Here is a 26,587-nt window from a genome sequence, read left to right as displayed (position 1 = left end):
TCCTTATGCTCTGTTGTGCGTCGTCAGCAGCATGGCGTCGCCATAGCTGAAGAAGCGGTATTCGTTCGCGATCGCGTGCTGGTAGGCGTGGCGGATCTCGGTAAAGCCTGCGAAAGCGCTGACCAGCATCAGCAGGGTCGATTTCGGCAGGTGGAAGTTGGTGATCAGACGCGTCACCGTCTTGAATTTGTAGCCAGGAGTGATGAACAGGTTGGTGTCGCCGCTGCCGGCTTCCAGGCTGCCGCTTTGGGAGGCCGATTCCAGCGCGCGCAATGAGGTCGTGCCAACCGCCACCACGTCGCGTCCGGCGGCGCGGGTTTCGCGCACGGCATCCACGGTTTCCTGCGGCATGGTGTACCACTCGGTGTGCATCTTGTGTTCGGCCAGGTTCTCGGTGCGCACCGGCTGGAAGGTGCCGGCGCCCACGTGCAGGGTGACGTAGGCGAACTTCACGCCCTTGTCCTTCAGCTTTTGCAGCAGCGCTTCATCGAAGTGCAGGCCGGCAGTCGGCGCGGCGACGGCGCCCGGCACCTTGTTGAACACGGTCTGGTAGCGGGTTTCGTCCACTTCGCCCGGCGCGTGCTCGATGTATGGCGGCAGCGGCAGGCGGCCGTACTGCTCGATCAGGTCGAACACGTCGGCATCGAAATGCAGGGTGTAGAACTCGCCGGCGCGTTCGCCCACCGTCACGTCGAAGGCATCGGCCAGGCGGATTTTCACGCCAGGGCCGGGCGACTTGGACGCGCGCACCTGGGCCAGCACGGTGCGGGTATCCAGCACGCGCTCCACCAGCGCTTCCACCTTGCCGCCGCTGTCCTTGACGCCGAAGAAACGGGCCTTCAGCACGCGGGTATTGTTCATCACCAGCAGGTCGCCGGCCTGGAGCTGGTCCAGGATGTCGGTGAACTGGCGGTCGTGCAGGGTCTTGCCGTCCACGTGCAGCAGGCGCGAGGCACTGCGGTCCGGCAGCGGGAACTGCGCGATACGCTCTGGCGGCAGGTGGAAGTCGAAATCGGATAACGAATACATTGACGGGCTAGTAAAACTGTTGGGCAACCCTCTATTTTACGTCATTTGCCCAAATTTCACGCAAAAAGACCTTATTTGCCCGTCATGCCCGCCAGCTTCTCCCGAAATGCGCGGCGCTCTGCGGGTCAGCTTTCACCGTCTTTCAGTTAGAATCCAAGCCTGGTGTTTATACCATGTCCAAGATGCCGGAAACGAAGCAAAAAAAGCCAGCTGCCCCCAAAAAACCAGCCGCCACCGCCGAGAGCAAGCTTGCCAAGCTTGGCCTGCGCACGGATATGGACCTGGTGCTGCACCTGCCCATGCGCTATGAGGATGAGACGGAAGTCCTGACGATCCGTGAAGCCTGCATGCGCGGCGGCGAGGTGTCGCAGGTGGAGGGCGTGGTCACCTCCAACGAAATCGCCTACAAGCCGCGCCGCCAATTGCTGGTGCATATCGCGGACGAGACGGGCGACCTCCAGCTGCGCTTCATGAATTTTTACGGCAGCCAGGTCAAGCAGATGGCCGAAGGCACCCGCGTGCGTGCACGTGGCGAAGTACGGCATGGATTCTTCGGCGCCGAGATCGTGCACCCGGCCTACAAGATCGTGAACGAAGGCGCGCCGCTGCCGACTTCCCTCACGCCGGTCTACCCTTCGGGCGAGGGCTTGTCGCAACTGGTGCTGCGTCGCGCGATTGCGGACGCGATGAAGCGCGTCGACTGGACCGACACCCTGCCGCCGGAAATCATCAACGCCATGCGCCTGCATCCGCTCGAGGCAGCAGTGCGCATCCTGCATTACCCTCCGGCGGAAGCCGACGAGAACGCGCTGGTCGACCGCACCCACCCAGCGTGGACCCGTGTCAAGTTCGATGAACTATTGGCGCAGCAGCTCTCGCTGAAACGGGCGCAGCGCGCACGCCGCGCCAAGGGCGCCGCCATCCTGGGCAAGGTCGGCACGCTGTCGTCCGCCTTCGAAGCTTCGTTGCCGTTCAAGCTGACGAAAGCCCAGCAGCGCGTGCTGAAAGAGATCCGCGCCGACATCAAGCAGCCCTACCCGATGCAACGCCTGCTGCAAGGCGACGTGGGCAGCGGCAAGACCATTGTGGCCGCGCTGGCCGCCGCGCAGGCGATCGACAGCGGCTACCAGGCGGCGCTGATGGCGCCGACCGAGATCCTGGCCGACCAGCATTTCCGCAAGATCGCAGCCTGGCTGGAACCACTGGGCGTGAAGGTCGCCTGGCTGACCGGCAGCCTGAAAAAGAAGGAGAAGGAAGCGGCCTACGCGCTGGTGGAATCCGGCGAAGCGCAACTGGTGATCGGCACCCACGCCATCATCCAGGACTCGGTGCAGTTCGCAAAGCTCGGCCTGGTGATCGTGGACGAGCAGCACCGCTTCGGCGTCGGCCAGCGCCTTACCTTGCGCAACAAGGGCAATGGCGACAACGTGCCGCACCAGCTGATGATGTCCGCCACGCCGATCCCGCGCACCCTGGCCATGACCTACTACGCCGACCTGGAAGTGTCGGTGATCGACGAACTGCCCCCCGGTCGCACGCCTATTGTCACCGCCGTGGTCGACCAGAACCGCCGCGATGAAGTGATTGCCCGCGTGCACGCCGCCGCACAGGAAGGCCGCCAGGCTTACTGGGTCTGCCCATTGATCGAGGAATCGGAAGCGCTGCAACTGCAGACTGCCACCGAGACCTACGAAACGCTCGCCGCCGCCCTGCCCGACTTGCGCGTCGGCCTGGTGCACGGCCGCCTCAAGCCGGCCGAAAAAGCGCAGGTGATGGATGCATTCGCGGCCGGCGAAGTACACGTGCTGGTCGCGACGACCGTGATCGAGGTCGGCGTCGACGTGCCGAATTCCTCGTTGATGGTGATTGAACACGCCGAGCGCTTCGGCCTGTCGCAGCTGCACCAGCTACGCGGCCGGGTCGGCCGCGGTTCGGCAGCCTCGGTTTGCCTGCTGCTGTACCAAAGCCCGCTCGGCCCAGTCGCCAAGCAGCGCCTGATGACGATGCGCGAAACCACCGACGGTTTCGAAATCGCGCGCCGCGACCTGGAGATCCGCGGTCCCGGCGAATTCCTGGGTTCGCGCCAATCCGGCCAGGCCATGCTGCGTTTCGCCGACCTGGAAACGGATGGCTGGCTGGTCGACCAGGCGCGCGACGTGGCGCATGCCCTGCTGCACGAAGCGACGCCCGCCAACCAGGCCACAGTGGAAGCCCACCTCGAACGCTGGCTGGGCGGGCGCGAAGAGTTCCTGAAGGTTTAACGCGCCGGCTGCTCGAAAATGCAGCCGACGTAGGCCTGCACGATCACCTGCATACGATCGGTGTTGCCGATCTGCCCCGGAAATCGTGTTGCCGTCTGGTTTGCGCAAAGGTCGCCGCGCTTATTGATCCGGTCCATGCACTCGGCCTCGGACAGGCCATATTTATTGCGCGCGCAGGATTTCTCCAGCTTGCCGCCCAGGTTTTTCAACATGCTTACATCGGCGCCGGAAGCTTTCAGCGCGCCATTTGCGACTGCCGTATCGGCTGGAGATGCCGCGGAAACGCCACACGCCAGCGCCAGCGCCAGCAGCACAGTGGCCAAAGTATTTGCTTTACCCATTTTCTAGTTCCTGCCGGTCGGCGTTGCGACCAGGGACTCCACCTCCGCGGTCAGTGAAATGATGCGCGGGACGCCATCGACCAGCGCGATCTCGGCCTTCTGCTTGCTGAGCGACTCCATGCGTTCACCCGGCAGCAGCACGACTTCTTTCGCCACGTCGCGCGCAGTAGCGCTGTGGCCATTGGCGGACAACAATACCTCGCGGTTGCTGACCTCATACGTCGACTGGAGCTGCACCCGCCACAGTCCTTCCAGCATGGCCTTATACTCGTCCACACTCATGCGCGACAGGCCGCCGCCCCGCCCCGGCATCGACACCATGATCATCGCGTTCGGCGCGAAGTTGGCCATCAGGCGGTCGGAATCGTGGCGCTGGACTGAAGTTTCAACATTCCCCATCACCTTCAGCACTTCGGCCTCGGTGAGCCGCTTGTCGCTACATGCAACCGTAGCGGCAAGTGTTGTGATAACTATTGCAAGTTTTTTCATATACCCAATGATACATTATGTGACACGTGTCGCATAAACTCCTTGCCTTCGTGCGACAACTGTCGCACAATGCCGTCATACGTCACAAGGAGCCCCCATGGCCATTCCATCCATTACAGAATTAACGCTGCTCAAGGCACTTTGGAAACAACATCCGCTCAGCGCCCGTGAAATCCATGAGCGCGTGGAGGAGGAACTGGCCTGGTCTTACTCGTCCACACGCAAGACCCTGGAACGGATGCTGGAAAAAGGCATGATCAGCCTGCATTCCATCCACGGTATGAACGTATACGCGCCAGTACTCGAAAAGGTTGAAACGCTGGCTGCATTTGCCCACGATTTCAGCCATCGCGTGATGGAAATGAACGCTCCCCTGCCCGTCAACATGTTCACCGGCTCCAAGCTGGTGAACCAGAACGAGCTGAAAGAGCTGGAGCAGTTGCTGAGCGAATGGCCGGAAGAGAAGGAGTAAGACGATGTTTGCCTTAGTCTTCCTGCAAGCGAGCCTGGCCAGCTTGCTGGCCGGCGCCTGCACCTGGCTCTTGCTGCGCAGCGTCGCCCGCGCCTGGCCCGGGCTTGAAGCGCGCCGCACGCCCTGGCTGTTGGGGATAGCCGCCGTTGCCGTCACCCTGGCGCTTGGGCTGCTGCCCGGTGCCGCACGCCTGAGCATCGTCCCCGCCATTGAACTGCCTGCCGTCCTGGCTTCCGCTGGCCGGGCCGACGCCTCCCTTGCCGCAATTGCCGGCAGCGACTCCGCTGCCGGCGAAGATGGCGCAGTCGACCACCACGGCGCCGCGCCTATCGAGCCGGCGCCAGCGCTGCTCTGGCTGGGCTACTCATGGCTCGTGCTTTACAGCTCCGGCCTGGCCATCGCTGCCGCGCGCTGGCTGCACGCCAAGCGCCGCCTCGCCGTACTGATCGCGGCCTCGCAACGGCTGGACCGTTTCGAGCTGGCCGCCCATCCGGGCTTCGCCAGCCTGCACCGCACGCTGCCGGAAGTGCGCGAAATCGACGCCCCGATCGCGCCCATGCTGGTCGGCCTGGCCCGCCCTATCCTGCTGCTGCCACGCCACTTGCGCGATTTCGATCCCATCCAGCAACGCCTGGTGGTCGAGCACGAACTGACCCACCTCGCCCGCCGCGACCCGCTGTGGATGCACGCCAGCTTCCTGCTGCAAGCCATCCAATGGTTCAACCCCATGGTGGCCCGCCTGAGCCAGCGCATGGCATGGGCGCAGGAACTGGGCTGCGACCGCAGCGTGCTGCAAGACCGTCCCGCCACCCAGCGCCGCGCCTATGCCGCCGCGCTGGTCGGACAATTGCGCATGCAGGCGATGCCTGGACATGGCGCCGCCCTCGCCTTCGGTGGCCGCGTGGTGGACGCAGTCGCCGCCCGCATCGGCATGATCCGCGATGGCGTGCCCGCCATGCCGCGCGCCGTTGCAGGCGCATTAGGCTGGGCGGCGCTGCCTTCGCTGCTTGCCGCCAGCGTGCTGCTGCAACCGGCCCTGGCGTGGCGCCTGGACGCCCCACCCGCCAGCGCAGACGACGCGGCGCCGGCCAACCCGCCCCACTGGCAAGCCCCGATGGAGCGCCTGCGCGTCAGCGCCTTCTTCGGCATCCTGCACGCGCCCACCGGGCGCCGGCATGGCGGCATGGACTTCGCCGCCCGCACCGGCACCACCATCGTCGCGCCAGCGGACGGCATCGTCGTCGCCTCTACCAGCAACTATATGGGCGAAGACAAGTGGGGTGAGCTGGTGGCGATCGAACACGCCAACGGCCTGCGCTCGCTGTATGCCCACATGGACCAGCGCATGGTCAAGGAAGGTGAACGTGTCATCGCCGGCCAACAGATCGGCACCTCCGGCGCCAGCGGTAAAGTCACCGGCCCGCACCTGCACATGGAAGTCAGCCGCAATGGCCAGAACATCGATCCGCAAGTGTTGATCGGCAACCTCGAAGCCAACGCCACCCGGACCGCGCTGCAACGCCTGAAAAGCAGCCGCTCCAGCTAACCATTCCCGCCGCCCCTGGGCCAATGCCGCGCACTGCCCGGCAGTGGCGGCGCTCGCCCTGAGGAAACGCAATGAAGAACACCCTGTTCATGCTGGCCGCCGCGCTGGCATCCCAAGTCGCGCCCGCGCAGCCCGTCGTCGAGATCAAATCGGCGCGCCTCGACCAGCGCAAGGAAGATACCGCCAGCACCCTGGTGCTGACCCGGGAGGAATTGGCCGCGAACGGCGACCGCACTGTGGCCGACGCCCTGCGCCGGCTGCCCGGCATCACCTTCAGCGACAGCGCCGGCATCCGCATGCGCGGCCTGGGCAAGGGCTACACGCAAATCCTGCTGAACGGGCAACCCGCCCCCAACGGCTTCTCGCTGGACAGCCTGCCGCCTGAAGTGATCGAGCGCGTCGAAGTGCTGCGCAGCGCGTCCGCCGTCCTGGGCACGCAAGGCATCGCCGGCACCATCAACATCGTGCTGCGCAAGTCCGTCAGCCGCAGCACGCAGGAAATGCAGCTCGGGATGGATGGCCTGCACGGCGCATGGTCGCCCCGCCTTACCGCGCAATCGACCGGCAAGGCCGAGGGCTGGTCGCATAACGTCAGCGCGGTTCTGGCGCGCAGCAGCACGCCTGCCGACCGCACCATCACCGACAGCGCACCGGGCATGCTGCGCACCTTTCGCGCGCACGAAGACAACGTCGGCGAATCGTTCAACCTCAGCCCGCGCCTGAACTGGAACACCGCCGCCGGCGACAGCTTTGCGCTGCAAACCATCGCCACCGTCAACCGCCGCGATATCCACTACCGCTCGAAAGAACAAGTGCAGCTCGGCCAATCCGGCGACTTTGCCGACGTACGCAGCCGCTTCCGCATGCGCGGCTATTTCCTGCGCAGCGAGCTGACATGGCAACGTTCGCTGGCCAGCGGTGCGCAATGGGAACTCAAGCTGGGCGGCAACACGGCGCCGCGCGACACCGGTTTCGATTTCGCCGGCTTGCCACTGGCCGGCCCCGGTCCCACTGTGCGCCACGTCGATGGCGATATCCGCGAACATGGCTTCAACTACGGCGGCAAATATTCCCACCCGCTTGGCAACGGCCATGCACTGGTTGCTGGCTGGGACGGCTCGGCCATCCAGCGCATGCAAACCCGCATCGAGCACGAGTACAACTACACCGGCGCACTGAACTTCCTTCGCGACGACCGCTACGACGGCCGCATCGAGCGCCTGGCGGCCTTTGCACAGGATGAATGGAAGCGCGATGCGGACTCCTGGTCCGCTGGCCTGCGCTGGGAAACCATGCGCACCGAAGCGCATGACCGCAACTCCGCGCCGGTGCGGCAGCACAGCACCGTCGTCAGCCCGGTTCTCGAATGGATGCGCAAGCTGCCTGGCGACAGCCAGTTGCGCCTCGGCGCCAGCCGCAGCTACAAGGCGCCCAATATGCTCGACCTGATCCCGCGCCGCTTCACATCCGACAACAACAACAGCCCGACCAATCCCGACACCCAGGGCAATCCCGCGCTGCGCCCGGAACTTGCGTGGGGCCTCGACGCCGGCATCGACTACTACTTCGCCAAGGACAGCCTGCTCAGCGCCAGCCTCTATGCGCGCGACATCGACAACGTGATCCTGTCCACCCTGTACCGCGACGGCGAACGCTGGATCACCATGCCGGCCAACCTGGGCCGCGCCCGGGTGCATGGCCTCACGCTAGAGTTGCGCATGCCGCTCACGGCTTCACTCTCCATGCGCGCCAACCTCACCTTTAACCACTCCCGCCTCGACAGCGTGCCCGGGCCCGACAACCGGCTCGCAGCACAAACACCGCTGAGCGGTGCGGCTGCCCTCAGCTACAGGCGCGCTGCGCTGACGCTGGACGCCGAATTTTCCTACGAGGCCGGCGGGCCAAGCCGCGAGTCGGCCACCTTGATGTCAAGCGCGCCCTACCAGCGCAAGCTCGATCTGCGCGCCACCTGGAAGCTGTCGCCGCGCCAGGAATTCCGCCTGGCCCTATCCGACGTGCTGCATCCTGACCACGCCAGCACTGACCGCTATCAGGGCCTTGCCTGGCGCCAGACCGCCATCAACGCGCGCGGCAGCAGCACCTTAAGGCTCAACTACCAGCAGAACTTCAACTAACGAAAGAAACATTGTCTGTTCCTTACGCATTTGCCACGTTGCATCTTATTATGCGAAACTCGCCCGCTATGCCGAAGATTACCAACCTCCTCCTGATGGCCATGCTGGCCGCCGCCAACGTCATGCAGCCTGCTGCCGCGATGCCTGAGCCATTGGACATTCCGCCGCCGCAGGAAGAGAAAGAAACCAAAGAATCGCTCCTGCAGCAATGGCGCCTGCCGCTGGAAGGTGGCCGCGTCAGCAGCTTCTTTGGCGCAGCACGCGGACGCCGCGCACATGGCGGCATCGACTTTTCCGTACCGCACAACACACCGGTCAAGGCGACCGACGACGGCACGGTGGTCGCATCCGGCATGGGCTACCTGGGCGACCGCAAATACGGCAATGTGGTGGTGATCGAGCATGAAGGCGGGCTGCGCTCGCTGTACGCCCACCTGAACAAGCGCAATGTGAGTGTCGGCGACAGCGTGGCTGCCGGCGAATTGATTGGCCTGTCCGGCGCCACCGGCCGCGCCACCGGTCCTCACCTGCACCTGGAAGCCTACCAGGACGGCACCCGCATCGACCCGAACCGCTTCATGCTGGCCAACCTGGAAAACAACGCCCTGCCGTCGGCCATGAACGCCAAACGCACCGGTGTGGAAGAAGTGCCGCCGGCGCCGCACAAGGCCGGCAAGGGTAAGAAAGGCAAAGCCACGCGCGTCGCGCAGAAGAGCAGCAAATCCCGCAAACAGGCTTAACGCGGTTTATCCTCGTTCAGGGCGGAGATCAAGGCGTTGTAATTCAAGCCTTCCTGCAAACGCTTGCCGCGTACCACGAACAGGGGGAAGCCGGTTCCATGCAAGCGGTCGAACTGGTCCTTGCAATACAAATCGCCTTCAACGTTGCAATCGGTATACGGGATATCGTTGGCAGCGAACGTTTCTTTCGCTTGCTTGCAGTAGCCGCACCATGGGGCGGAATACAGCATGATATCGGTCCGCTTGGCGCCCGCCGCAGCTGACTGCAAGCGCTCTTCAACCGTATCCATCATCGTGTTGCCAGCGGCATCCGGCCCGCGCATTTGGGTAAAGTATTTGGTGACAGCCCATCCGACAACTACGACCAGGGCGATCTTGACCAGCGGCCCCCAATCCCAGCCTTGCTTAACTTGCACGGGCGCCGAGGCATAGTGGCTCGCCGCAGATGGGGATGGCTCATTGGCTTTGGTATAACAAACACCGCAAGCGGGACATTGCCACTCAGGATTGGTGGCATCGGGCGGCCGCACGTGGCTGCACTTTGGACAGATAATGGTCTTGGACATTGCCAGGATTATAAGCAAAGATAGATGCGGTTGGCCAGATCGAGCATGAAGGCCGGCTGCAGGTAGGCCAGGAACGCCAGCGCCAGCACGCTTGCGACGAAGGCCCAGAGTCCGATGTATAGCAGCCGCTGTTTCATGTCAGGCGGCCTTCAGGCCAGGTTCGCCGCGCACCAGCGGGCGCTCGTCGATCGGCAGGTTGGCCAGGCCGGCGAAGATGCCGAGGCCGAGGGTGATGCCCCACACTACATCGTAGCTGCCAAGCCTGTCGAACAGGTAACCGCCCAGCCACACGCCGATGAAGCTACCCACCTGGTGCGACAGGAACACCACGCCGGCCAGCATCGACATATGCTTCAAGCCAAACACGCCGGCAATGATGCCGTTGGTGAGCGGCACCGTGGCCAGCCACAGGAAGCCAATGGCCGCGGCAAACAGGTAGACCGACCACTGCGACAAAGGCGCCAGCAGGAACAGGCCGATCACCACCGAACGGGTGAAGTAGATCGAAGAAAGCAGGTAGCGCTTCGGCATGCGGCCACCAAGTTGGCCGGCGGTGAATGAGCCGAAGATGTTGAACAGGCCAATCAGCGCCAGCGCCATTACCGCCACGCCCGGCGTGGCAATGCCCTTGTCCTTCAGGTAGGCCGGCAGGTGGGCGCCGACGAAAACCAGCTGGAAGCCGCACACGAAATAGCCCGCCACCAGCAGCATGAAGGAACGGTTGCCGATCGCTTCGCGCATTGCCTCGCCCACGCTCTGGTGGACGGCGCCGGTTGCCACGGCATGTTTCGGCTCGCGCAGGAAGGTTGTCATGGGAATCATCAACAGGAACACCACGCCGGCCAAGACGTAGAAGGCGTGCTGCCAGCCGATCGAAGAAATAAGGTGCTGCTCGACGGGCATCATCAGGAACTGGCCGAAGGAGCTGGCAGCGCCCCGAAACACCGAAGGCCCAGGAGCGCTTTTCCACCGGCGCCGCACGGCCGATGATGCCGCTCACCGCGCCAAAAGCGGTACATGCCAGGCCGAGGCCGATGAACACGCCGGAGCCGATGATGAACAGGGACGGCTGGGTCACCGTGGCCATCCACAGCAAGCCCGCCATATAGGAGAAGGCGCCGGCGATCACCACGCGCTGGGTGCCCCAGCGGTCCGCCACCATCCCGGCGATGGGGCCGAAGGCGCCCCACAGCAGGTTTTGCAGCGCCAGCGCCAGCGAATAGGTTTCGCGTGTCCAGCCGTTGGCCTGCGAAATCGGCTGCATCCAGAAGCCGAAGCCATGGCGCACGCCCATCGACAGCGTCAGTACGACACCCGTCGTAAGCAGGATCGTCTTGAGATTAAGTTGGCGGTCGTTGCTGGTCATGGCGGCATCCTGGCTGGCTAAGAGGGCCAGTGTAAAGGATGCCGCCGAATCCTGCTGGCGGCCGCCAGAACGGCTTTAACGCTTCCAGTAGCTCATGCGGCCACTCATGGAGATCGTGCCGGCGCCGGTCGCCATGTCTTCGGTGCCTTGCAGTTGGCCGCCGCCGCTGGCGAACATGTACTGGCCGGTGCCGCCGACAATCTGGAAAGTGGCGCCACTGAAGACGTAATTGGTGCCCTGGCCGGTCGGCACGAATTGGCCGCTGTAGTTGGCATAAACCTGGTCGCCGGACATGGTCATCACGATGAACCGGCCGCGGCTGAAGTTGAAGATGGGGCCGTCAGGGGTGATGCAATCGTTGGCGACAAAGGCCACGCGCCCCAGCAAGGTGCTGCTGCCGTGGCCGGTGATGGTGCCGCCGAATTTGGAGGGGCAGCGAGCCGACGGTCCGGGTACTTCCTGGATCACACCGGTTACTTGAAGATCAGTAGTAACCCATTGTGCCGAAGCGGCGCCAGATGCCAATGCCAGCGCCACACCGCCCGCCAGCGTCAGGATTGCTTGATGCATACCACCCTCCAACCAAAGTTAAAAATACGATAATAACTTTATGACAATTTAAGGGCTAATACTTTTTTTGTAAAGAGTTGTCTTGTGTGGTGCGGCCGTCATTACCTACCTCAATCCACGCTGTAGCGCACCCCGACCTGGGCGCGCAATTCGTCCAGCACCGCCATCAGGGCGATGGTTTCGTCGAGTGGCATTTCCGGACTTTCCAGCAAACCTTCACGCAGGCAGCGCCCTACCTCCATCGCTTCGTGCGCATAACCGTTGCCAATGCGCGGGAAGTGGAATTCACGCTCAGTACCATCATTCAGGACGATGGTGAAGTGCTCGGCGTGGTGGAAACGCCCGTGCAGGCGCAGGAACCCCTTGTCGCCGCAAACGCTAAGCGTGGCCGGAGTGCGGGCATTCAGGCTGCAACTACAAGCCGACAGCGAACCGTCCTCATGGTGCAGCACGAAATTGGCCTGCACGTCCACGCCGTTGGGTGCCAGCTCCCCATAGCCGCGCGCACCTTTCACCGGACCGAGGAAGAAAGCAGCCATCGACAAGGGGTAGATGCCGAGGTCGAGCAGCGCGCCGCCACCCAGCGCGGGGTTGAACAGGCGATGCTCGGGCCCGGCATCGGCCACAAAGCCCAGGTCCGCCTGCAGGTTGCGAACATTGCCGATTTCGCCCATGTCGATCATGTGTTTGGCCTCCAGGATGGCAGGCTGGAAGCGGGTCCACATCGCCTCCATCACGAACAGCTTGCGCTCACGCGCAAGGTCCACGACTTCCTGCGCCTCGCGCCGGTTCAAGGTGAAGGCTTTCTCGACCAGCAGCGCCTTGCCGCCCTTCAGGCACATGATGGCGTTCTCGTGGTGCATGGCGTGCGGAGTGGCGATGTAGATCACATCCACGCCTTCGTCGTCGGCCAGCGCCTGGTAGTCGCCATGGGCACGTTTTGCGCCATACTCCCGGGCGAACTCGGTAGCGCTATCTAGGCTGCGCGATGCAACCGCCGCCAATTCGACATCAGGCACCTCGCGTAGTGCCGTGGCGAAGGCCTTGGCGATCTTGCCGGTGCCGAGGATGCCCCAGCGAATAATCTTGTCCATTCAAAGCTCCTTGTTAAGCGGGCTTCCGCTTCGCGCGGAATACCGTGTCATCAGCATAAAAAGCGTCATCCTGCTGCGGCCACCAGCCGGGGATGCCCAGCACCGGCAACGGTGTGAAGCTGCCCTTAGCCAATCCATCACTGGCCAGGCGCTCTGCCTCGTTGCGGTCCAGCCATGCCCGCCGGCCAAGCTCGTCCAGCGCCCAATAATCGCCGGCCGCCAGCACCACGCGGGTATGGGCAGTAATCGCCTTGTATGGCGCCACCAGCTTTTCCATCAGCGCGTGGCCGAACAGCCAGACTTCGGCGTCGCGGCCGAACATGGCCGCGCGCTCCACCAATGCTTCGCGCCAGCGGTGGTTGCGCAAGGCATCCACCAGTGCTGCGCCTTCGGCGTCGTCGCGCACGACCAGCAGCGCTGAATTTTCGTCGTAGATAGTAGCAGCATCGCGCGCGGGACCGCGCGATTTGCCCACGCCATCCTGCGCAATTTGCGCGGCCTGCAGGGCGTTGAGCTGGCGTTTGATGTGCGGGAAGGTCAGCCACACCAGACCGTTGAAGAAGTCGTGCAGGTTGTCGCGGGTGGGCACCTGGCCGGTGGCGCCGATGAATTCTTCGTAGGCCGTGCCTTCAGGAAGCGAGGCTTGCGGCACGAAGCGCAGCGGCTGGCCTGCGCGGTTAACCAGCGCCAGCGCGGCCGCCTGTTCGCAGAACGGTTCGACAACGCTGGGCAGGGAAAGGTCGATGCGGGAGGCTGCGTCCCGCACCGAGGCGTACCAGGCGCGGGACCAGTCGATCTCCTGGAACACTTAGGCCATTTTCCAGTTGATCGTTTCGCCGGCGTTCAGCGGAATCAGTTTGGAGTCGCCGAATGGCAGGTCGGCTGGCAGGGTCCACTGCTCGCGCTTCAGGGTGATGGTGCCCTTGTTCGGTTCCAGGCCGTAGAAGGCCGGGCCGTTCAGGGATGCGAAGGCTTCCAGCTTGTCCAGCGCGCCGGCGCGGGCGAAGGCTTCGGTGTACAGCTCCATCGCATGCAGCGCGGTGTAGCAGCCGGCGCAGCCGCAGGCAGCTTCCTTGGCGCCCTGCGCGTGCGGCGCGGAATCGGTGCCGAGGAAGAAACGCTCGTCGCCGCTGGTTGCCGCAGTCACCAGCGCCAGGCGGTGTTCTTCACGCTTCAGCACCGGCAGGCAGTAGTAGTGCGGGCGAATGCCACCCTTGAAGATCTCGTTGCGGTTGTACAGCAAGTGGTGGGCGGTGATGGTCGCAGCGATCGGGCCTTCCGCTTCCGCCACGTATTGCGCGGCGTCCTTGGTGGTGATGTGCTCGAACACGATGTTCAGCGCCGGCAGGTCCTTGCGCAGCGGGCGCATCACGCGCTCGATGAAGACTGCCTCGCGGTCGAACAGGTCGATGTCCTGGTCGGTGACTTCGCCGTGCACCAGGAAAGGCATGCCAACTTCCTGCATGGTTTCCAGCACCTTGTAGCACTTGGCCAGGTCGGTCACGCCAGCGTCGGAGTTGGTGGTGGCGCCGGCCGGGTACAGCTTGACCGCGTGCACGAAGCCGCTGTCGGCGGCGCGGATGATTTCGTCCGGCGAGGTGTTGTCGGTCAGGTAAAGCGTCATCAGCGGCTCGAAGTCCATGCCTTGCGGCAGGGCAGCCAGGATGCGGTCGCGGTAGGCAGCGGCTTGCGCCACGGTGGTGACAGGAGGTTTCAAATTTGGCATCACGATCGCGCGGCCGAACTGGCGCGCGGTGTCCGGCAGGACGCTGGCCATGGTGGCGCCATCACGCAGGTGAAGGTGCCAATCGTCTGGACGGGTGATAGTGATGCTGTGCGGGATCTCGAAGTCACTCATGGCTGCAGGCTTTCAATAAACGAATCCCGCCATTTTACCTGTTGGACCGCGCCTGCCGCGAGAATGTGCGATATTGGCGTTTCCCCGCAATCCTTTGAGGAGGCACGCGATGGCTAGCAAGAACACAGTCTGCCTTTGGTACGATGGCGATGCACTGGATGCCGCCACCTTTTACGCAAAAACCTTCCCCGATAGCTCGGTTGGCGCAATTACCCGGGCACCGGGAGATTACCCCGACGGCAAGCAAGGCGATCCCCTTGTGGTCGAATTCACCGTTGCAGGCATTCCCTGCATCGGCCTGAATGGCGGCCCCCATTTCAAGCACAGCGAAGCCTTTTCGTTCCAGGTCTTGACCGAGGACCAGGCTGAAACCGACCGCTTGTGGAATGCCATCACCAGCAATGGTGGCCAGGAAAGCGAATGCGGCTGGTGCAAGGACCGCTGGGGCCTGTCCTGGCAAATCACGCCGCGCGTGCTGATGGAAGCGATTGCCGATCCGGATCGGGCAGCGGCCAAGCGGGCCTTCGATGCGATGATGGATATGAAAAAGATCGACGTCGCAAAGATCGAAAAGGCTTGGCGCGCTCCTGCTTAAGCGTCGGGCGGCGCCGGATGCTCTTCAGCGTAGCGGCGCGCCGATTCGAGCATTGCATCCAGTTGGCTGCGGTCGTAGACCTTGCCGTGGCTGACCACCAAGCGCACCTTGCGGGTATTGGCGATGTCCTGCAGTGGATTGGCGTCCAGCACCAGCAGGTCAGCGGCCTTGCCCTTGGCCACAGCGCCGTAGCGTTCCTGCTTGCCGAGGAAGCGCGCGCCGTTGATCACTGACGCTTGCAGCGCCTGCTGCGGCGTCAGGCCATATTTGACGAATATGCCCATCTCATCGTGCAGGCCCTGTCCCGGATAGTCGAAGGAATTCAGGAAGCCCGCATCGGTACCCGCGATGATGTTGACGCCCTCCTGCTGCAACAACGGCAGCAACGAGGCCGCTTTCTCGTAGGAGGCGTGGCGGTAGGCGATGGCGGCCGCATCGTCCTTGGCCGCGCGCTGCACGCGCCATTCGTAGGTCTTGCGCAGTCCCTTGCCGATGTACTTGAGGTAGGGATCGTTGGCGTGATCGTCCTGGTCCAGGTAAGCGGTGACTTGCGAGCCCACCAGGGTCGGGGTGATCGACATGCCGGCTGCGGCCATGCGGCGGAAGGTGGCACGCGCGGTGGCTTCGTCGAAGCTTTCCAGGCTGGCGCGCATCGCATCGCGGCCGGTCATCTTGCCTTCTGCGACTTGTGCTGCCAGCTCCGCTTCACGCGGGGTAGAACCGCGCAGGGCGTAGGACTGGTGTTCGATACTGCCCAGGCCTGCCTGCATGACCTGGTCCAGCGTGAGCTGCACCGGCAGGTGGCCGGAGGTTTGCATGCCGCGGGCCTTGGCCTGGCGTACCGCTTCCAGGAAGATCTCCGGCTTCATGGTGTTCTCGGTGATCTTCACGAAGTCCACGCTGCGCGACTGCAGGTAGTCCAGCGCCTTGCTGACTTCTTCCGGCGTGCCGACTTCAATGGTGCCTTTCCACAGCGGCTTGTAGCCTTCCAGCTTCGGGCCGGATGCCAGGATGGTCGGGCCCGCCAGCTTCCCCTGGTTGATCAGGTCGCGCCAATCGAGCACCGTGTCGGACAGGTCGCCCGCGCAATCTCGCACGGTGGTGATGCCGTGCGCGAGGTAAAGACCCAGCAGTTGCTTGTTCTCTTCGATCAGCGCGGGGCCGCCGCCGAAATGCACGTGGGTGTCCCACAGGCCCGGCATCAGGTATTTCCCCGGCAGCTTGACGGTACGCTTGGGTGAGTAGTCTTTCAACTTTGCGTTGTCGACAACGGCGATGATGTCGCCGCCCTTCAGCAGCACGGCCTTACCTCGCACCAAGTGGCCGGATGCCACGTCGACAATCGTCGCCTGCGTCAGCGCCACGTCCGCGACCACACGTCCCGCAGCCTGCGCGCTACCGAACGCCCCCAGCACCAGCAAGGCGCCAACCGAAAGTTTAGTCATCTTCATGCACCACATGGTACACACGAGGCATGCCGCACACCAGGCGGCGATACAACCCGAAACATACGAAAGATCGGAGGATTGCACGCTTTCGATGATTTAGTAAATGATCGCGATGCGCCGCTGCATGCGGCGCACCAGCCAGGACAAGAGCGTGCAAAGGATGAAATACACCAGCGCCACAAAGACGTACATTTCGACCAGCCGTCCATCGCGCTGGGCGATCTTGCTGGCGGCGCCGACGAAGTCAGGAACGGAGAGGACGTACACCAGCGATACGTCCTGGAACAGCACAATCGTCTGTGTCAGCAGTATCGGCAGCATATTGCGGAATGCCTGCGGCAGCACGACTTTCGACATGGTCTGCCAGTAATTCATGCCAAGCGCTTGCGCTGCCTGGACCTGTCCTTTAGGAATAGCCTGTATGCCGCCGCGCATGATCTCGCAATAGTAGGCGGCCTGGAACAGTGTGAAGGTGACCAGCGCGGACATGAAGGTGCCCACTTTGACGGGCTCGGAAGCGCCGATCATCCACGCGGCAATGTAAGGCACCAGGAAGTAGAACCAGAAGATCACCAGCACCAGCGGCACCGCGCGTACCAGGTTCACATACCCAGCTGCAGCCAGCGACAGCATGCGCAGCGACGACAGGCGGGCCATCGCCAGCAAGGTGCCGAATGCCACGCCGCCGAGCATGGCCAGCACGGTCAGCTTAAGCGTGAACACCATGCCAACCTGGAACAGGTAGACCCACGAATTGGCGATCACGCCAAAGTCGAAGTTCGCAAACATCACGCAGCCCTCCGCGCCTCGCAGCCCAAGGTACCTGGCAGCGCAAGACGTTGTTCGAGCAGCGTCATGCCGGCAACTACGATGATGTTGGCGATTACGTAGATCACGGTGGCGGCGGCAAACGCTTCGAAGAACTGGAAAGAGAACTCCTGCATCGAGCGTGCGCTGGCAGTCAGCTCCATCAAGCCGATGGTAAGCGCGACGGAGCTGTTCTTGATGATGTTGAGGAATTCGCTGGCCAGAGGCGGCAGCACAACGCGCAAGCCAAGCGGCAGCAGCACGTATTCGTAGGCCTGCACGCGCGACAGCCCCAGCGCCAGTGCCGCCAGCCGCTGACCTCCGGCCAGCGCATTGATGCCAGCCGCCACCTGTACCGCGATGCGCGCAGAAGTAAAGAAACCCAGGCACAGCACGGCCGTCACAAAAGGCGCATTGGGCAGCGCCTTCAGCCAGTCGCCCGCCGTGCGCGGCAGCAGCTCCGGCAAAACGAAGAACCACAAGAACATCTGCACCAGCAGCGGGATATTGCGGAATATTTCGACCCAGCAGATGGCGAAGCGGCGCAGCCAGCGATTGGGCGCAGTGCGCAGCGTGCCGACCGCGACGCCCAGCGCCAGCGCGATCACCCAGCCGGCCAGCGAAGTCGCCAGCGTCCACGCCAGGCCGGACCACAGCGTGTCCCAATAACTGTGCACACCGTCCGGGGACAGTTCCCAGAAGATGTGCCAGTTCCAGTTGTAGTGCATGCTATCTGTATGCAGCGGGATCCGGCGAATCGGTCGGCTTGGCCAGCGCTGCCTTCAGCTTGGCCGGCATGGGAAAGTTAAGGTTCACACCGCGCGGTGGAATGGGGCTCATGAACCATTTCTTGTAGATGCGCTGGATCTCCTCGGACTGGTAGACCTTGCGCAGCGCCTCGTCGACCGACTTCTTGAACGGCATATCGTTCTTGCGCATCATGATGCCGTAGGGCTCCACCGACATTGCCTCCTTGCTGACGGCAAAATCGACCGGCGCCTTGGATGTCGCCACTTGTGCCGCGAGCAGGATGTCGTCATTGGCCTCCGCCTCGGCACGCCCCGTTTCCAGCATCAGGAACGATTCCGGATGGTCCTTGCCGATCAGGATCTTCATGCCGAGCTTGCGCTCATTGTTCATGATCGTCATCTGCTTCAGCGTCGTAGTGCCGGCGGTAGCCACCAGGACCCTGCCCTTCATGTCGTCCATCGTCTGGATGTTGGCCGACTTCTTGGCCAGCAAACGGCTGGAGATCACGAACATGGTCGGCGCGAACGCCACCTGCTGCTGGCGCTCCGCATTGTTGCTGGTGGAGCCGCATTCTAGGTCGATGGTGCCATTTGCCATCAGCGGGATGCGGTTGGCGGAGGTGACCGGGTTATAGGCCACTTTCAGCTCCGGCATCGCCAGTTGCGCTTTCAGGTGTTCGACAACTTTCAGGCACAGGTCCACCGAGTAGCCCTGGTACTGCTGCTTGTCATCGAGATAAGAGAAGGGAATAGAGCCGTCGCGTACGCCCAGCACCACCTGGCCGGTGCGTTTGATCTTGGCCAGTGTGCCGGTGGGTTCCTGGGCGCTGGCCGCAGCGGCCAGGCACAGAAGGGGAAGCAGGCGCAGAAAGGTCATGGTGTCCTCCGCTGGCGGGGACGATGACCCGCCCTGTTAATGGATGATACGCGCTAAAAAGTCCCGTGCGCGCTCGGAACGGGGCGCGCCGAAGAATTCGTCCTTGCTGCAGTCTTCCAGGATGCGGCCCTTGTCCATGAAGACCACGCGATTGGCCACCTTGCGGGCAAAGCCCATTTCGTGGGTTACTACCATCATGGTCATGCCATCCTGCGCCAAGCCAACCATGACATCCAGCACCTCATTGATCATCTCCGGGTCCAGGGCGGACGTCGGCTCGTCGAACAGCATGGCAATCGGGTCCATCGCCAGGGCGCGGGCGATGGCCACGCGCTGCTGCTGGCCGCCGGACAGCTGGTTCGGGAATTTGTCCTGGTGCGCCAGCAGGCCCACGCGGTCGAGGTACTTCAGGCCCTTCTCATTGGCCTCGTCCTGCGAGCGGCGCAGCACCTTGACCTGGCCCAGGGTCAGGTTTTCGCGCACCGACAAATGGGGAAACAACTCGAAATTCTGGAACACCATGCCGATCCGTGCGCGCAAGGCCGGCAGATCGGTGCCTTTGGCGCCGACCGATGTGCCATCGACAATGATTTCGCCCTTCTGGAACGGTTCCAGCCCGTTAACTGTCTTGATCAGCGTCGATTTGCCCGAGCCGGACGGCCCGCAGATCACCATGACGTCGCCTTTGGCCACCGCAGTACTGCATTCTGCGAGCACCTGAAAGTTGCCAAACCATTTACTTAAGTCTTTAATTGCGATCATCTTTTTTAGGTTTCAGCAGTTTTATTCTTGCTTGACAGTGGCCTAGGACCGCAAGGATACTTCGGGACTTGCTTAATAGCTCAGCAAATAGCTATTCATTCTAACGGCAAATCCGCCCTACTTCAGGAATCTTGCTTATGGCCAACAAAAACCGCCTGACCACCTACATCCTCGTCGGCCTGGCGTTGGGTATCCTCACCGGCTACGCCATCAATGTCTCGCAAGCGGCGCCACAAGCGACCAGCTTTGCGGACTATATGTCCCTCATTACCACCCTGTTCCTGCGCCTGATCAAGATGATCATTGCGCCGCTGGTGTTCTCGACCCTGATGGTCGGTATCGCACGCATGGGCGACACCAAGGAAGTAGGCCGCGTCGGTATCAAGACCCTGGGCTGGTTCTTCATCGCGTCCGTGCTGTCGCTGACGCTGGGCCTGATCATGGTGAACCTGTTCCGTCCAGGCGATGCGCTGCTGGGCCACATCCCGACCGACGGTGCTGCCGCTGCGGCTACGCTGCAGACTTCCAGCCTGTCGCTGAAGGAATTCATCACCCACCTGGTGCCTTCCTCGATCATCGACGGCATGGCCAAGAACGAGATCCTGCAGATCGTGGTGTTCTCCCTGTTCTTCGGTACCGCGGCTGCTGCCGTGGGCAAGAAAGCGGAACCGCTGATCGACGCAGTCGACGGCGTAGCGCACATCATGCTGAAGGTCACCGGCTATGTGATGCAGTTCGCACCGTTCGCCGTGTTCGCAGCCGTTGCCGGCACCATCGCCAAGAGCGGCGTGGGCGTGCTGCAAACCTACGGCGTGTTCATGGCGGAGTTCTACCTGTCCATCGCCGTGCTGTGGGCAATCCTGATCTTTGCCGGCTTCCTGTTCCTGGGCAAGCGCGTCATGAAGCTGATGTCGGAAGTCAAAGAGCCAACCCTGCTGGCCTTCTCCACCGCTTCCTCGGAAGCCGCATTCCCGAAAACCCTGGAAGGCCTGGAGCGCTTTGGCGTGCGTAACCGCATTGCAGCTTTCGTGCTGCCGATCGGCTACTCCTTCAATCTGGATGGCTCGATGATGTACTGCACCTTCGCGACGGTATTCATCGCGCAGGCTTATGGCATCAATATGGACCTGGGCACCCAGATCACCATGATGGCCGTGCTGATGCTGACGTCCAAGGGCATGGCCGGCGTGCCGCGCGCATCGCTGGTGGTGATTGCCGCGACCCTGACCCAGTTCAAGATCCCTGAAGCGGGCCTGGTCCTGCTGCTCGGTATCGACCACTTCCTGGACATGGCACGTTCCGCCACCAACGTGGTCGGCAACTCCATCGCTACCGCAGTTGTGGCGAAGTGGGAAGGCGAGCTGACCAACACCGACGACAGCGAACTGTCCGACCGCCCACTGCCTTAAAGCAGCAAGCCTCCAACATAAAAGTCGGGGTCAGCTCCGGCAATCGTACATTTCAAATTGAAATGTACGATTGCCGGAGCTGACCCCGACTTTCTTTATGCACTGTTCTTCAGGAGCTGGTGGTAGAAGCGGATCATGTCGGCGTAGCCTTTCACCGACATGCGCTCGTTGGTGCCGTGGAAGCGCGGCAAGTCTTCCGGTTGGGCGCGCACGGGGCCGAATTTCAGCACGCTGTCGCTCATGCCGTCGAAGTAGCGTGAGTCGGTGGCGCCGATCATCAGGCCGGGCGCTACGACGACGTCCGGGAATACCTGGCGGATGGTGCGGTTCACCGCAGTGAAGGGCGCACCGTCCTGGCGTGCCACGCGCGAGGCTTCGGTGTTGAAGTCGCCGTCGGGCGTGATGCGGATCTTGTCGTTGCCAATCACCTTGTGCATATGCTGTTCCACGCCTGCCAGCGTGTCGCCCGGCAGCAGGCGGAAGTTGACGGTGGCGCTGGCGGTGCCCGGCAAGACATTGTCCTTCACGCCGGCGTTCACGATCGTCAGCGCAGTAGTCGTGCGCACCAGCGCATTCACGCTTGGGGTCTTGGTCAGCATCCGTTCCAGCATCGGCTTGAACAGCCAGAAGTTCGACAGCGCGACGCGGTTCATGCCCGTCATTTCCGGCGCCATCATCTCGAAGCTTTGCTGCGGCAGGCCTGCCATGCGCACCGGCATCGGGTTCGCTTCCAGTGCAACCAGGGCTTTGCTCATCATGCCGATGGCGGTGTCCGTCGGCGGCATCGAGGAGTGGCCAGGCGCGGTCTCCAGTTCCAGCTTGTAGCTGGCGTAGCCCTTCTCTGCCACGCCGACCATGGCGGCGCCAGGCTGCAGGCCCGGCACCATGCCGTGCACGATCATCAAGCCTTCATCAAGCACATAATCGAGTTTGACACCGCGCGACTTGAGCAGTCCGGCGATCTTCGCGGCGCCGCGCTTGCCGCCGACTTCTTCGTCGGCGCCGTAGGCCAGGTAGACGGTGCGGCGCGGCTGGAAGCCGGCTGCCAGCAGCATTTCGATGGCTTCCATCTGGGCATAGAGGTTGCCTTTGTCGTCCCACGAGCCGCGGCCCCAGATGAAGCCATCGCGCACCACGCCGGCGAAGGGCTGCTGCTCCCAGTTCTTTTCCGTGCCGGGCGCGATCGGCACCACGTCCTGGTGCGCCATCCACATCACCGGGGCTGCGTTGGCGTCGCTGCCTTGCCAGGTATAGAGCAGGGCCTTGCCGTTGACGCTTTCGCGTTTCAGCGCGGCGTGCAGGCGGGGAAAGCTGGCTTGCAGGTGGGCGTGCAGTTTATCGAATTCTGCGGCGTTGGCATCTGCATCCTTGTACTCGGAAATGGTAACAAAGCGAAGGGCTTCACCCAGGCGCTGCGCCGCTGCGGCTTCATCGATCGCTAGGGCCGGCGCCTTCTCCACCACTAGCTGTTTGCTGCCGCTGCGCGCCGTATTGACGCCGACTGCGACTGCCAGCACACCAATTGCCGCAAGGGCTACCGCCAGAACCTTTTTCACCGCCATCCCCGTCCTCCTGTCAGTTGATCAATTCGCCTGTGGCCGGCGAGGCTAGCTCCTGCTCGCCTCGCACTTGCTGGCGCTCCCACATCTGGGCGTACAGGCCTTCGCGCGCCAACAGGGCTGCGTGAGTTCCGCGCTCCACGATCTTACCGTGGTCCAGCACCAGGATCTGCTGGGCGTCGGCGATGGTTGACAGGCGGTGTGCGATCACCATCGTCGTGCGGTTCTTTGCGATCTCTTTCAATTGTGCCTGGATCGCCTGTTCGGCCTTGGAGTCCAGCGCGGAGGTCGCTTCGTCGAAGATCAGGATGGCGGGATCCTTCAACAGCGTGCGGGCGATTGCCACGCGCTGCTTTTCGCCACCGGACAGTTTCAGACCGCGCTCGCCGACCATCGACTCATAGCCGTCCGGCAGGCTGGCGATGAAGTCGTGGATCGATGCCGCACGTGCGGCGGCAACGATCTCGTCCTTGCTGGCGCCGGGACGGCCGTAAGCAATGTTGTATTCGATGGTGTCGTTGAACAGCACCGTATCCTGCGGCACGATGCCGATCGCGTGGCGCAGCGAGTGCTGGGTGATGTCGCGCAGGTCCTGGCCATCAATGGTGATGCTGCCGCTGTTCACTTCATAGAAACGGTACAGCAGGCGCGATAGCGTCGACTTGCCCGATCCGCTGTGGCCCACCACGGCCGTCGTGGTGCCGGCCGGGATCGTGAAGTCGACATCGAACAGGATCTGGCGCTTGGGGTCGTAGCTGAAGTCGACGTGGTTGAAGCGCACTTCGGCGCCTTGCGGTTGCAGCGGCTTGGCGTGGCCCGCATCGTCGACTTCACGGTTCTCGTCCAGCAGCGAGAACAGGCGCTCCATATCGGCCAGGCTTTGCTTGATCTCGCGGTAGATCACGCCCAGGAAGTTGAGCGGGATGTAGAGCTGGATCATGAAGGCATTTACCAGCACCAGGTCGCCCAGCGTCATGGTGCCGTCGATAACGCCTTGCGTGGCGCGCCACAGGATCAGCGTCACAGCGATCGCAATGATGGCCGACTGGCCGGTGTTCAGCAGCGACAGCGAGGTTTGCGATTTGACCGCGGCCTTTTCATAGCGCTGCAAGCCTTCGTCGTAACGATTTGCCTCATAGTCCTCATTGCCGAAGTATTTGACGGTCTCGTAGTTCAGCAGCGAGTCGATAGCTTTGGTGTTGGCCTTCGAATCGAGATCGTTCATGGTGCGGCGGAAGTGCGTGCGCCAGTTCGTCACCACGATGGTGAAGGTGATATAGATCACCAGCGCGGAGAAGGTGATCACCGAGAACCAGATGTCGTAATGCGTGACCAGGTAGCCCAGCACCAGCGTGATCTCGACCAGCGTCGGCAGGATATTGAACAGCGTGTACGAGATCAGCGAACTGACGCCGCGCGTGCCGCGTTCGATATCGCGTGTCATGCCGCCCGTCTGACGGTTGAGGTGGAAGCGCAGCGACAGCGAATGCAGGTGGCGGAACACTCTCAGCGCAATGGTACGCACGGCGCGCTGCGTCACCCGCGCGAACAGGAATTCGCGTAGCTCGGTGAACATGGTGGTCGACAGGCGCAGCAGGCCATACGCCACCAGCGTCGCCAGCGGCAGCACCAGCAGGGCACGCGGGTCGCCCGCCTTGACGGTCATAGCGTCGACCAGCTGCTTCAATACGACAGGCACCCCGACGTTGGCGGCCTTGGCGCCCACCAGCGCCAGCAGGGCAGCCAGCACGCGCCATTTGTACACCCACAAATAGGGCAGCAATGTTTTCAGAGTGGCAATGTCGCCGCGCTGCGGGCCGGGAGGAGGTGGTGGAGTATTCGAATAACGTCGCATACATGCGTGGGCTGGCTGGTTTAAAATCCCATCAATTGTAGTCCTTCATGAGAATTTGCGATGACCTCCCAAGAACAAACCTCCCGCGGCCTTCCTCCTGGAAAAATGCCTGAACTGCGCGTGATGCCCTCGCCGTCCGACGCCAACGTGTATGGCGACGTTTTCGGCGGCTGGATCATGGCCCAGGTCGACATTGCGGGCTCCCTGCCCGCCACCCGCCGCGCCAACGGCCGTGTCGCCACCATTGCCGTGAACTCCTTCCTGTTCAAGCACCCGGTCTTTGTCGGCGACCTGCTGACCTTCTACGCCGACATCGTCAAGGTCGGCAACACGTCGATCACCGTCAACGTGGAAGTCTATGCAGAGCGCAACCGCCTGCAGGCCAATATCGTCAAGGTCACCGAAGCGACCCTGACCTACGTCGCCACCGGTCCTGACCGCAAGCCGCGCCCGGTGCCGCCGATCGAATCGCTGCTGTAATTCAATGCAAGACGGGCGCCGCCTCCTGCTCCAGGCTGCGGCCCGCGTGGCCGCGCTGGCAGTGCTGGCGCCTCACCTTCCCGCGCAAGCGCGCAGCGCCACCAATGGCGCTTATCCTTTCTCGCTGGGCGTCGCATCCGGCGCCCCGCTTCCTGATTCCGTCATCCTCTGGACCCGGCTCCTGCCGGATCCGCTGAATGCCGCATCGATGCCGCCCATCGCGCAGCAAGTCCGTTGGGAAGTCGCGCACGACGAGGGCTTCACCCGTATCGCAGCGAAAGGCACGGCAGTCGCCGCGCCGGCACTGGCACACAGCGTCAACGTCGATGTGCGCGGCCTGGAGCCGGACCGCTGGTACTGGTACCGCTTCATGCAGGGCGATGCCGTCAGCCCCGTCGGCCGCACGCGCACCGCGCCGGCTCCCGGCAGCATGCCGGCCGCGTTGAAGCTGGCCGTCGCATCCTGCCAGCATTGGGAATTCGGCCACTACGCCGCGCACCGCCACATCGCGCGCGCCGCACCGGACCTGGTGGCATTCCTCGGTGATTACATCTACGAATGGGGGCCCTACAGCCTGCAGCATCCCGCCACCGCCTCGCGCCGCAACGAGAGCTTCACGCTGGCCGAGTACCGCGCGCGCTATGCGCAGTACAAAAGCGATCCCGACCTGCAGGCTGCGCACCAGGCGGCACCATGGCTGCTGACCTGGGACGATCACGAAGTGGCCAACGACTACAGCCCAACGCGCGACGAATTGCTGTCACCGGACTTCGTGCAGCGGCGTGCCGCTGCCTACCAGGCTTATTTCGAGCACCAGCCGCTGCGCGCCCAGCGCATTTACCAGCGCTATGACTGGGGACAGCTGGCGCGCTTTCACGTCCTCGACACGCGGCAATACCGCTCGACGCACGCCTGCCCGCCAACAGGGCGTGGCGGATCCAGTTCTGTCTATCGCCGCTCCTGCGCCGCCCTGGCCGATCCGCGCCGCACCATGCTGGGCAGCGGGCAGGAACAGTGGCTGGCGCAGGGACTCAAGGAATCAAAAGCGCGCTGGAACATCCTTGCGCAACAGACGCTGATGGCACAGCTGTCGCAGGTCCCGCTGGCCAGCGACAGCGATGGCCGCTTCTGGACCGATGGTTGGGATGGTTATGCCGCGGCGCGCACCCGCCTGCTGGACGCCGTGCGCAGCGCACGCAACCCGGTGGTGCTGTCCGGCGACGTGCACACCTTCTTCGCCGCCGATTTGCGGCGCGATCCTACACGCGCAGCCAGCGCCGGGAATCCGATCGTGGCAACGGAATTCTGCGGGACCTCCGTCACGTCCAGCTCGCGCCCACAGGCGCGCACGCAGCAATACGTCGACATGAATCGCGACATGCATTTCGGCCGCAGTGACAGGCGCGGCTTCATGCTGCTGGACTTGCGTCCCGAGCGGGCCGCAATGGTATTCCAGGCGCTCGATAATGTGCGCGATGCGGACAGCGGCCTGTCCGCCCTGGCATCATTCTCGGTCGCCGACGGCAAGCCGGGCGCGGGCAGGGTGGGCTAGACTCCGGAGGCGGCTCAAGTGGTGCGT

General features: G+C 63.0%; 25 protein-coding genes and 1 pseudogene. 9 read left to right on the top strand and 17 right to left on the bottom strand.

The features are described 5' to 3' along the window. Positions 1-3: 3 nt before the first annotated feature. Positions 4-1,029, bottom strand: a complete 1,026-nt coding sequence (gene queA, locus ACQ4MM_RS21875; protein ID WP_431479334.1) for a tRNA preQ1(34) S-adenosylmethionine ribosyltransferase-isomerase QueA — start codon at positions 1,027-1,029, stop codon at positions 4-6. 182 nt (positions 1,030-1,211) lie between these two features. On the opposite strand from queA, the gene recG reads away from it, so the two are divergent. After that, entirely contained in the window at positions 1,212-3,290 is a 2,079-nt protein-coding gene (gene recG / locus ACQ4MM_RS21870) for an ATP-dependent DNA helicase RecG (protein ID WP_431479394.1), read from the top strand. Here the strand turns inward: recG and ACQ4MM_RS21865 are convergent. Both ACQ4MM_RS21865 and ACQ4MM_RS21860 read right to left on the bottom strand, forming a co-directional pair. Beyond that, a complete protein-coding gene (locus ACQ4MM_RS21865) occupies positions 3,287-3,631 on the bottom strand; it encodes a hypothetical protein (protein ID WP_431479333.1) in 345 nt (114 codons plus the stop codon). The genes recG and ACQ4MM_RS21865 overlap by 4 nt on opposite strands. 3 nt (positions 3,632-3,634) lie before the next feature. Beyond that, positions 3,635-4,120, bottom strand: coding sequence for a hypothetical protein (locus ACQ4MM_RS21860; RefSeq protein ID WP_431479332.1), 486 nt, complete (start codon positions 4,118-4,120; stop codon positions 3,635-3,637). A 97-nt stretch (positions 4,121-4,217) separates the two neighbouring features. Between ACQ4MM_RS21860 and ACQ4MM_RS21855 the strand changes: the two genes are divergently transcribed. From ACQ4MM_RS21855 to ACQ4MM_RS21840, 4 genes are all read left to right on the top strand, one after another. After that, positions 4,218-4,592 (top strand): BlaI/MecI/CopY family transcriptional regulator, encoded by a 375-nt coding sequence (locus ACQ4MM_RS21855; protein WP_090445392.1) that lies wholly within the window; start codon positions 4,218-4,220, stop codon positions 4,590-4,592. Between the two features lie 4 nt (positions 4,593-4,596). After that, entirely contained in the window at positions 4,597-6,138 is a 1,542-nt protein-coding gene (locus tag ACQ4MM_RS21850) for a peptidoglycan DD-metalloendopeptidase family protein (protein WP_431479331.1), read from the top strand. Positions 6,139-6,209: 71 nt separating this feature from the next. Further along, complete coding sequence (locus tag ACQ4MM_RS21845) at positions 6,210-8,273, top strand: TonB-dependent receptor plug domain-containing protein (RefSeq protein WP_431479330.1); 2,064 nt, start codon at positions 6,210-6,212, stop codon at positions 8,271-8,273. 68 nt (positions 8,274-8,341) lie between these two features. Further along, entirely contained in the window at positions 8,342-9,013 is a 672-nt protein-coding gene (locus ACQ4MM_RS21840; RefSeq protein WP_431479329.1) for a M23 family metallopeptidase, read from the top strand. Here the strand turns inward: ACQ4MM_RS21840 and ACQ4MM_RS21835 are convergent. From ACQ4MM_RS21835 to pyrC, 7 genes and pseudogenes are all read right to left on the bottom strand, one after another. Beyond that, positions 9,010-9,429, bottom strand: a complete 420-nt coding sequence (locus ACQ4MM_RS21835) for a glutaredoxin family protein (RefSeq protein WP_431479328.1) — start codon at positions 9,427-9,429, stop codon at positions 9,010-9,012. The two genes, ACQ4MM_RS21840 and ACQ4MM_RS21835, sit on opposite strands and share 4 nt — an antisense overlap. Before the next feature lie 158 nt (positions 9,430-9,587). Beyond that, the gene (locus ACQ4MM_RS21830) at positions 9,588-9,716 is read right to left on the bottom strand and encodes a hypothetical protein (RefSeq protein ID WP_431479327.1); all 129 of its coding nucleotides are present in this window, start codon (positions 9,714-9,716) and stop codon (positions 9,588-9,590) included. 1 nt (position 9,717) lies between these two features. Beyond that, positions 9,718-10,945: pseudogene (locus tag ACQ4MM_RS21825) on the bottom strand (MFS transporter). A 75-nt stretch (positions 10,946-11,020) separates the two neighbouring features. Beyond that, complete coding sequence (locus ACQ4MM_RS21820) at positions 11,021-11,515, bottom strand: hypothetical protein (RefSeq protein WP_431479326.1); 495 nt, start codon at positions 11,513-11,515, stop codon at positions 11,021-11,023. 110 nt (positions 11,516-11,625) lie between these two features. Continuing rightward, complete coding sequence (locus ACQ4MM_RS21815) at positions 11,626-12,609, bottom strand: Gfo/Idh/MocA family protein (protein ID WP_431479325.1); 984 nt, start codon at positions 12,607-12,609, stop codon at positions 11,626-11,628. Between the two features lie 13 nt (positions 12,610-12,622). After that, on the bottom strand, positions 12,623-13,417 hold the full coding sequence (locus ACQ4MM_RS21810; RefSeq protein WP_431479324.1) for a DUF3025 domain-containing protein: 795 nt from the start codon (positions 13,415-13,417) through the stop codon (positions 12,623-12,625). Continuing rightward, a complete protein-coding gene (gene pyrC, locus ACQ4MM_RS21805) occupies positions 13,418-14,467 on the bottom strand; it encodes a dihydroorotase (protein ID WP_426340235.1) in 1,050 nt (349 codons plus the stop codon). It abuts the gene before it with no gap. Between the two features lie 109 nt (positions 14,468-14,576). Here pyrC and ACQ4MM_RS21800 point away from each other — a divergent pair, with 109 nt between their 5' ends. Next, positions 14,577-15,062 (top strand): VOC family protein, encoded by a 486-nt coding sequence (locus ACQ4MM_RS21800; protein WP_431479323.1) that lies wholly within the window; start codon positions 14,577-14,579, stop codon positions 15,060-15,062. On the opposite strand, the gene ACQ4MM_RS21795 is transcribed toward ACQ4MM_RS21800, so the two are convergent. From ACQ4MM_RS21795 to ACQ4MM_RS21775, 5 genes are all read right to left on the bottom strand, one after another. Continuing rightward, entirely contained in the window at positions 15,059-16,507 is a 1,449-nt protein-coding gene (locus ACQ4MM_RS21795; RefSeq protein ID WP_431479322.1) for an amidohydrolase family protein, read from the bottom strand. The genes ACQ4MM_RS21800 and ACQ4MM_RS21795 overlap by 4 nt on opposite strands. Before the next feature lie 99 nt (positions 16,508-16,606). Then, the gene (locus ACQ4MM_RS21790; RefSeq protein ID WP_431479393.1) at positions 16,607-17,299 is read right to left on the bottom strand and encodes an amino acid ABC transporter permease; all 693 of its coding nucleotides are present in this window, start codon (positions 17,297-17,299) and stop codon (positions 16,607-16,609) included. Then, entirely contained in the window at positions 17,299-18,045 is a 747-nt protein-coding gene (locus ACQ4MM_RS21785) for an amino acid ABC transporter permease (RefSeq protein ID WP_431479321.1), read from the bottom strand. The genes ACQ4MM_RS21790 and ACQ4MM_RS21785 overlap by 1 nt, the downstream gene beginning before the upstream one ends. Position 18,046: 1 nt before the next feature. Next, the gene (locus tag ACQ4MM_RS21780; RefSeq protein WP_431479320.1) at positions 18,047-18,943 is read right to left on the bottom strand and encodes an amino acid ABC transporter substrate-binding protein; all 897 of its coding nucleotides are present in this window, start codon (positions 18,941-18,943) and stop codon (positions 18,047-18,049) included. Positions 18,944-18,979: 36 nt separating this feature from the next. Further along, positions 18,980-19,705 (bottom strand): amino acid ABC transporter ATP-binding protein, encoded by a 726-nt coding sequence (locus tag ACQ4MM_RS21775; RefSeq protein ID WP_431479319.1) that lies wholly within the window; start codon positions 19,703-19,705, stop codon positions 18,980-18,982. A gap of 137 nt (positions 19,706-19,842) precedes the next feature. Between ACQ4MM_RS21775 and ACQ4MM_RS21770 the strand changes: the two genes are divergently transcribed. Then, the gene (locus ACQ4MM_RS21770; RefSeq protein ID WP_431479318.1) at positions 19,843-21,114 is read left to right on the top strand and encodes a dicarboxylate/amino acid:cation symporter; all 1,272 of its coding nucleotides are present in this window, start codon (positions 19,843-19,845) and stop codon (positions 21,112-21,114) included. Between the two features lie 95 nt (positions 21,115-21,209). Here the strand turns inward: ACQ4MM_RS21770 and ACQ4MM_RS21765 are convergent, their stop codons facing one another. Together ACQ4MM_RS21765 and ACQ4MM_RS21760 are read right to left on the bottom strand one after the other, a co-directional pair. Further along, positions 21,210-22,676, bottom strand: a complete 1,467-nt coding sequence (locus ACQ4MM_RS21765) for a M20 family peptidase (RefSeq protein WP_431479317.1) — start codon at positions 22,674-22,676, stop codon at positions 21,210-21,212. A 13-nt stretch (positions 22,677-22,689) separates the two neighbouring features. Next, positions 22,690-24,528, bottom strand: a complete 1,839-nt coding sequence (locus ACQ4MM_RS21760; RefSeq protein ID WP_431479316.1) for an ABCB family ABC transporter ATP-binding protein/permease — start codon at positions 24,526-24,528, stop codon at positions 22,690-22,692. A 60-nt stretch (positions 24,529-24,588) separates the two neighbouring features. Here ACQ4MM_RS21760 and ACQ4MM_RS21755 point away from each other — a divergent pair, with 60 nt between their 5' ends. Both ACQ4MM_RS21755 and ACQ4MM_RS21750 read left to right on the top strand, forming a co-directional pair. Continuing rightward, positions 24,589-25,008, top strand: a complete 420-nt coding sequence (locus ACQ4MM_RS21755; protein ID WP_431479315.1) for an acyl-CoA thioesterase — start codon at positions 24,589-24,591, stop codon at positions 25,006-25,008. Between the two features lie 4 nt (positions 25,009-25,012). Further along, complete coding sequence (locus ACQ4MM_RS21750) at positions 25,013-26,560, top strand: alkaline phosphatase D family protein (RefSeq protein ID WP_431479314.1); 1,548 nt, start codon at positions 25,013-25,015, stop codon at positions 26,558-26,560. The last annotated feature ends 27 nt before the right edge of the window (positions 26,561-26,587 follow it).

The sequence above is a fragment of the Massilia eburnea genome (assembly GCF_050709955.1).
GTDB classification, from domain to species: Bacteria; Pseudomonadota; Gammaproteobacteria; order Burkholderiales; family Burkholderiaceae_D; genus Rugamonas; species Rugamonas eburnea_A.
Note: the sequence above shows the minus strand (reverse complement) of the source record. Positions and strands in the feature narration are given on the sequence as shown.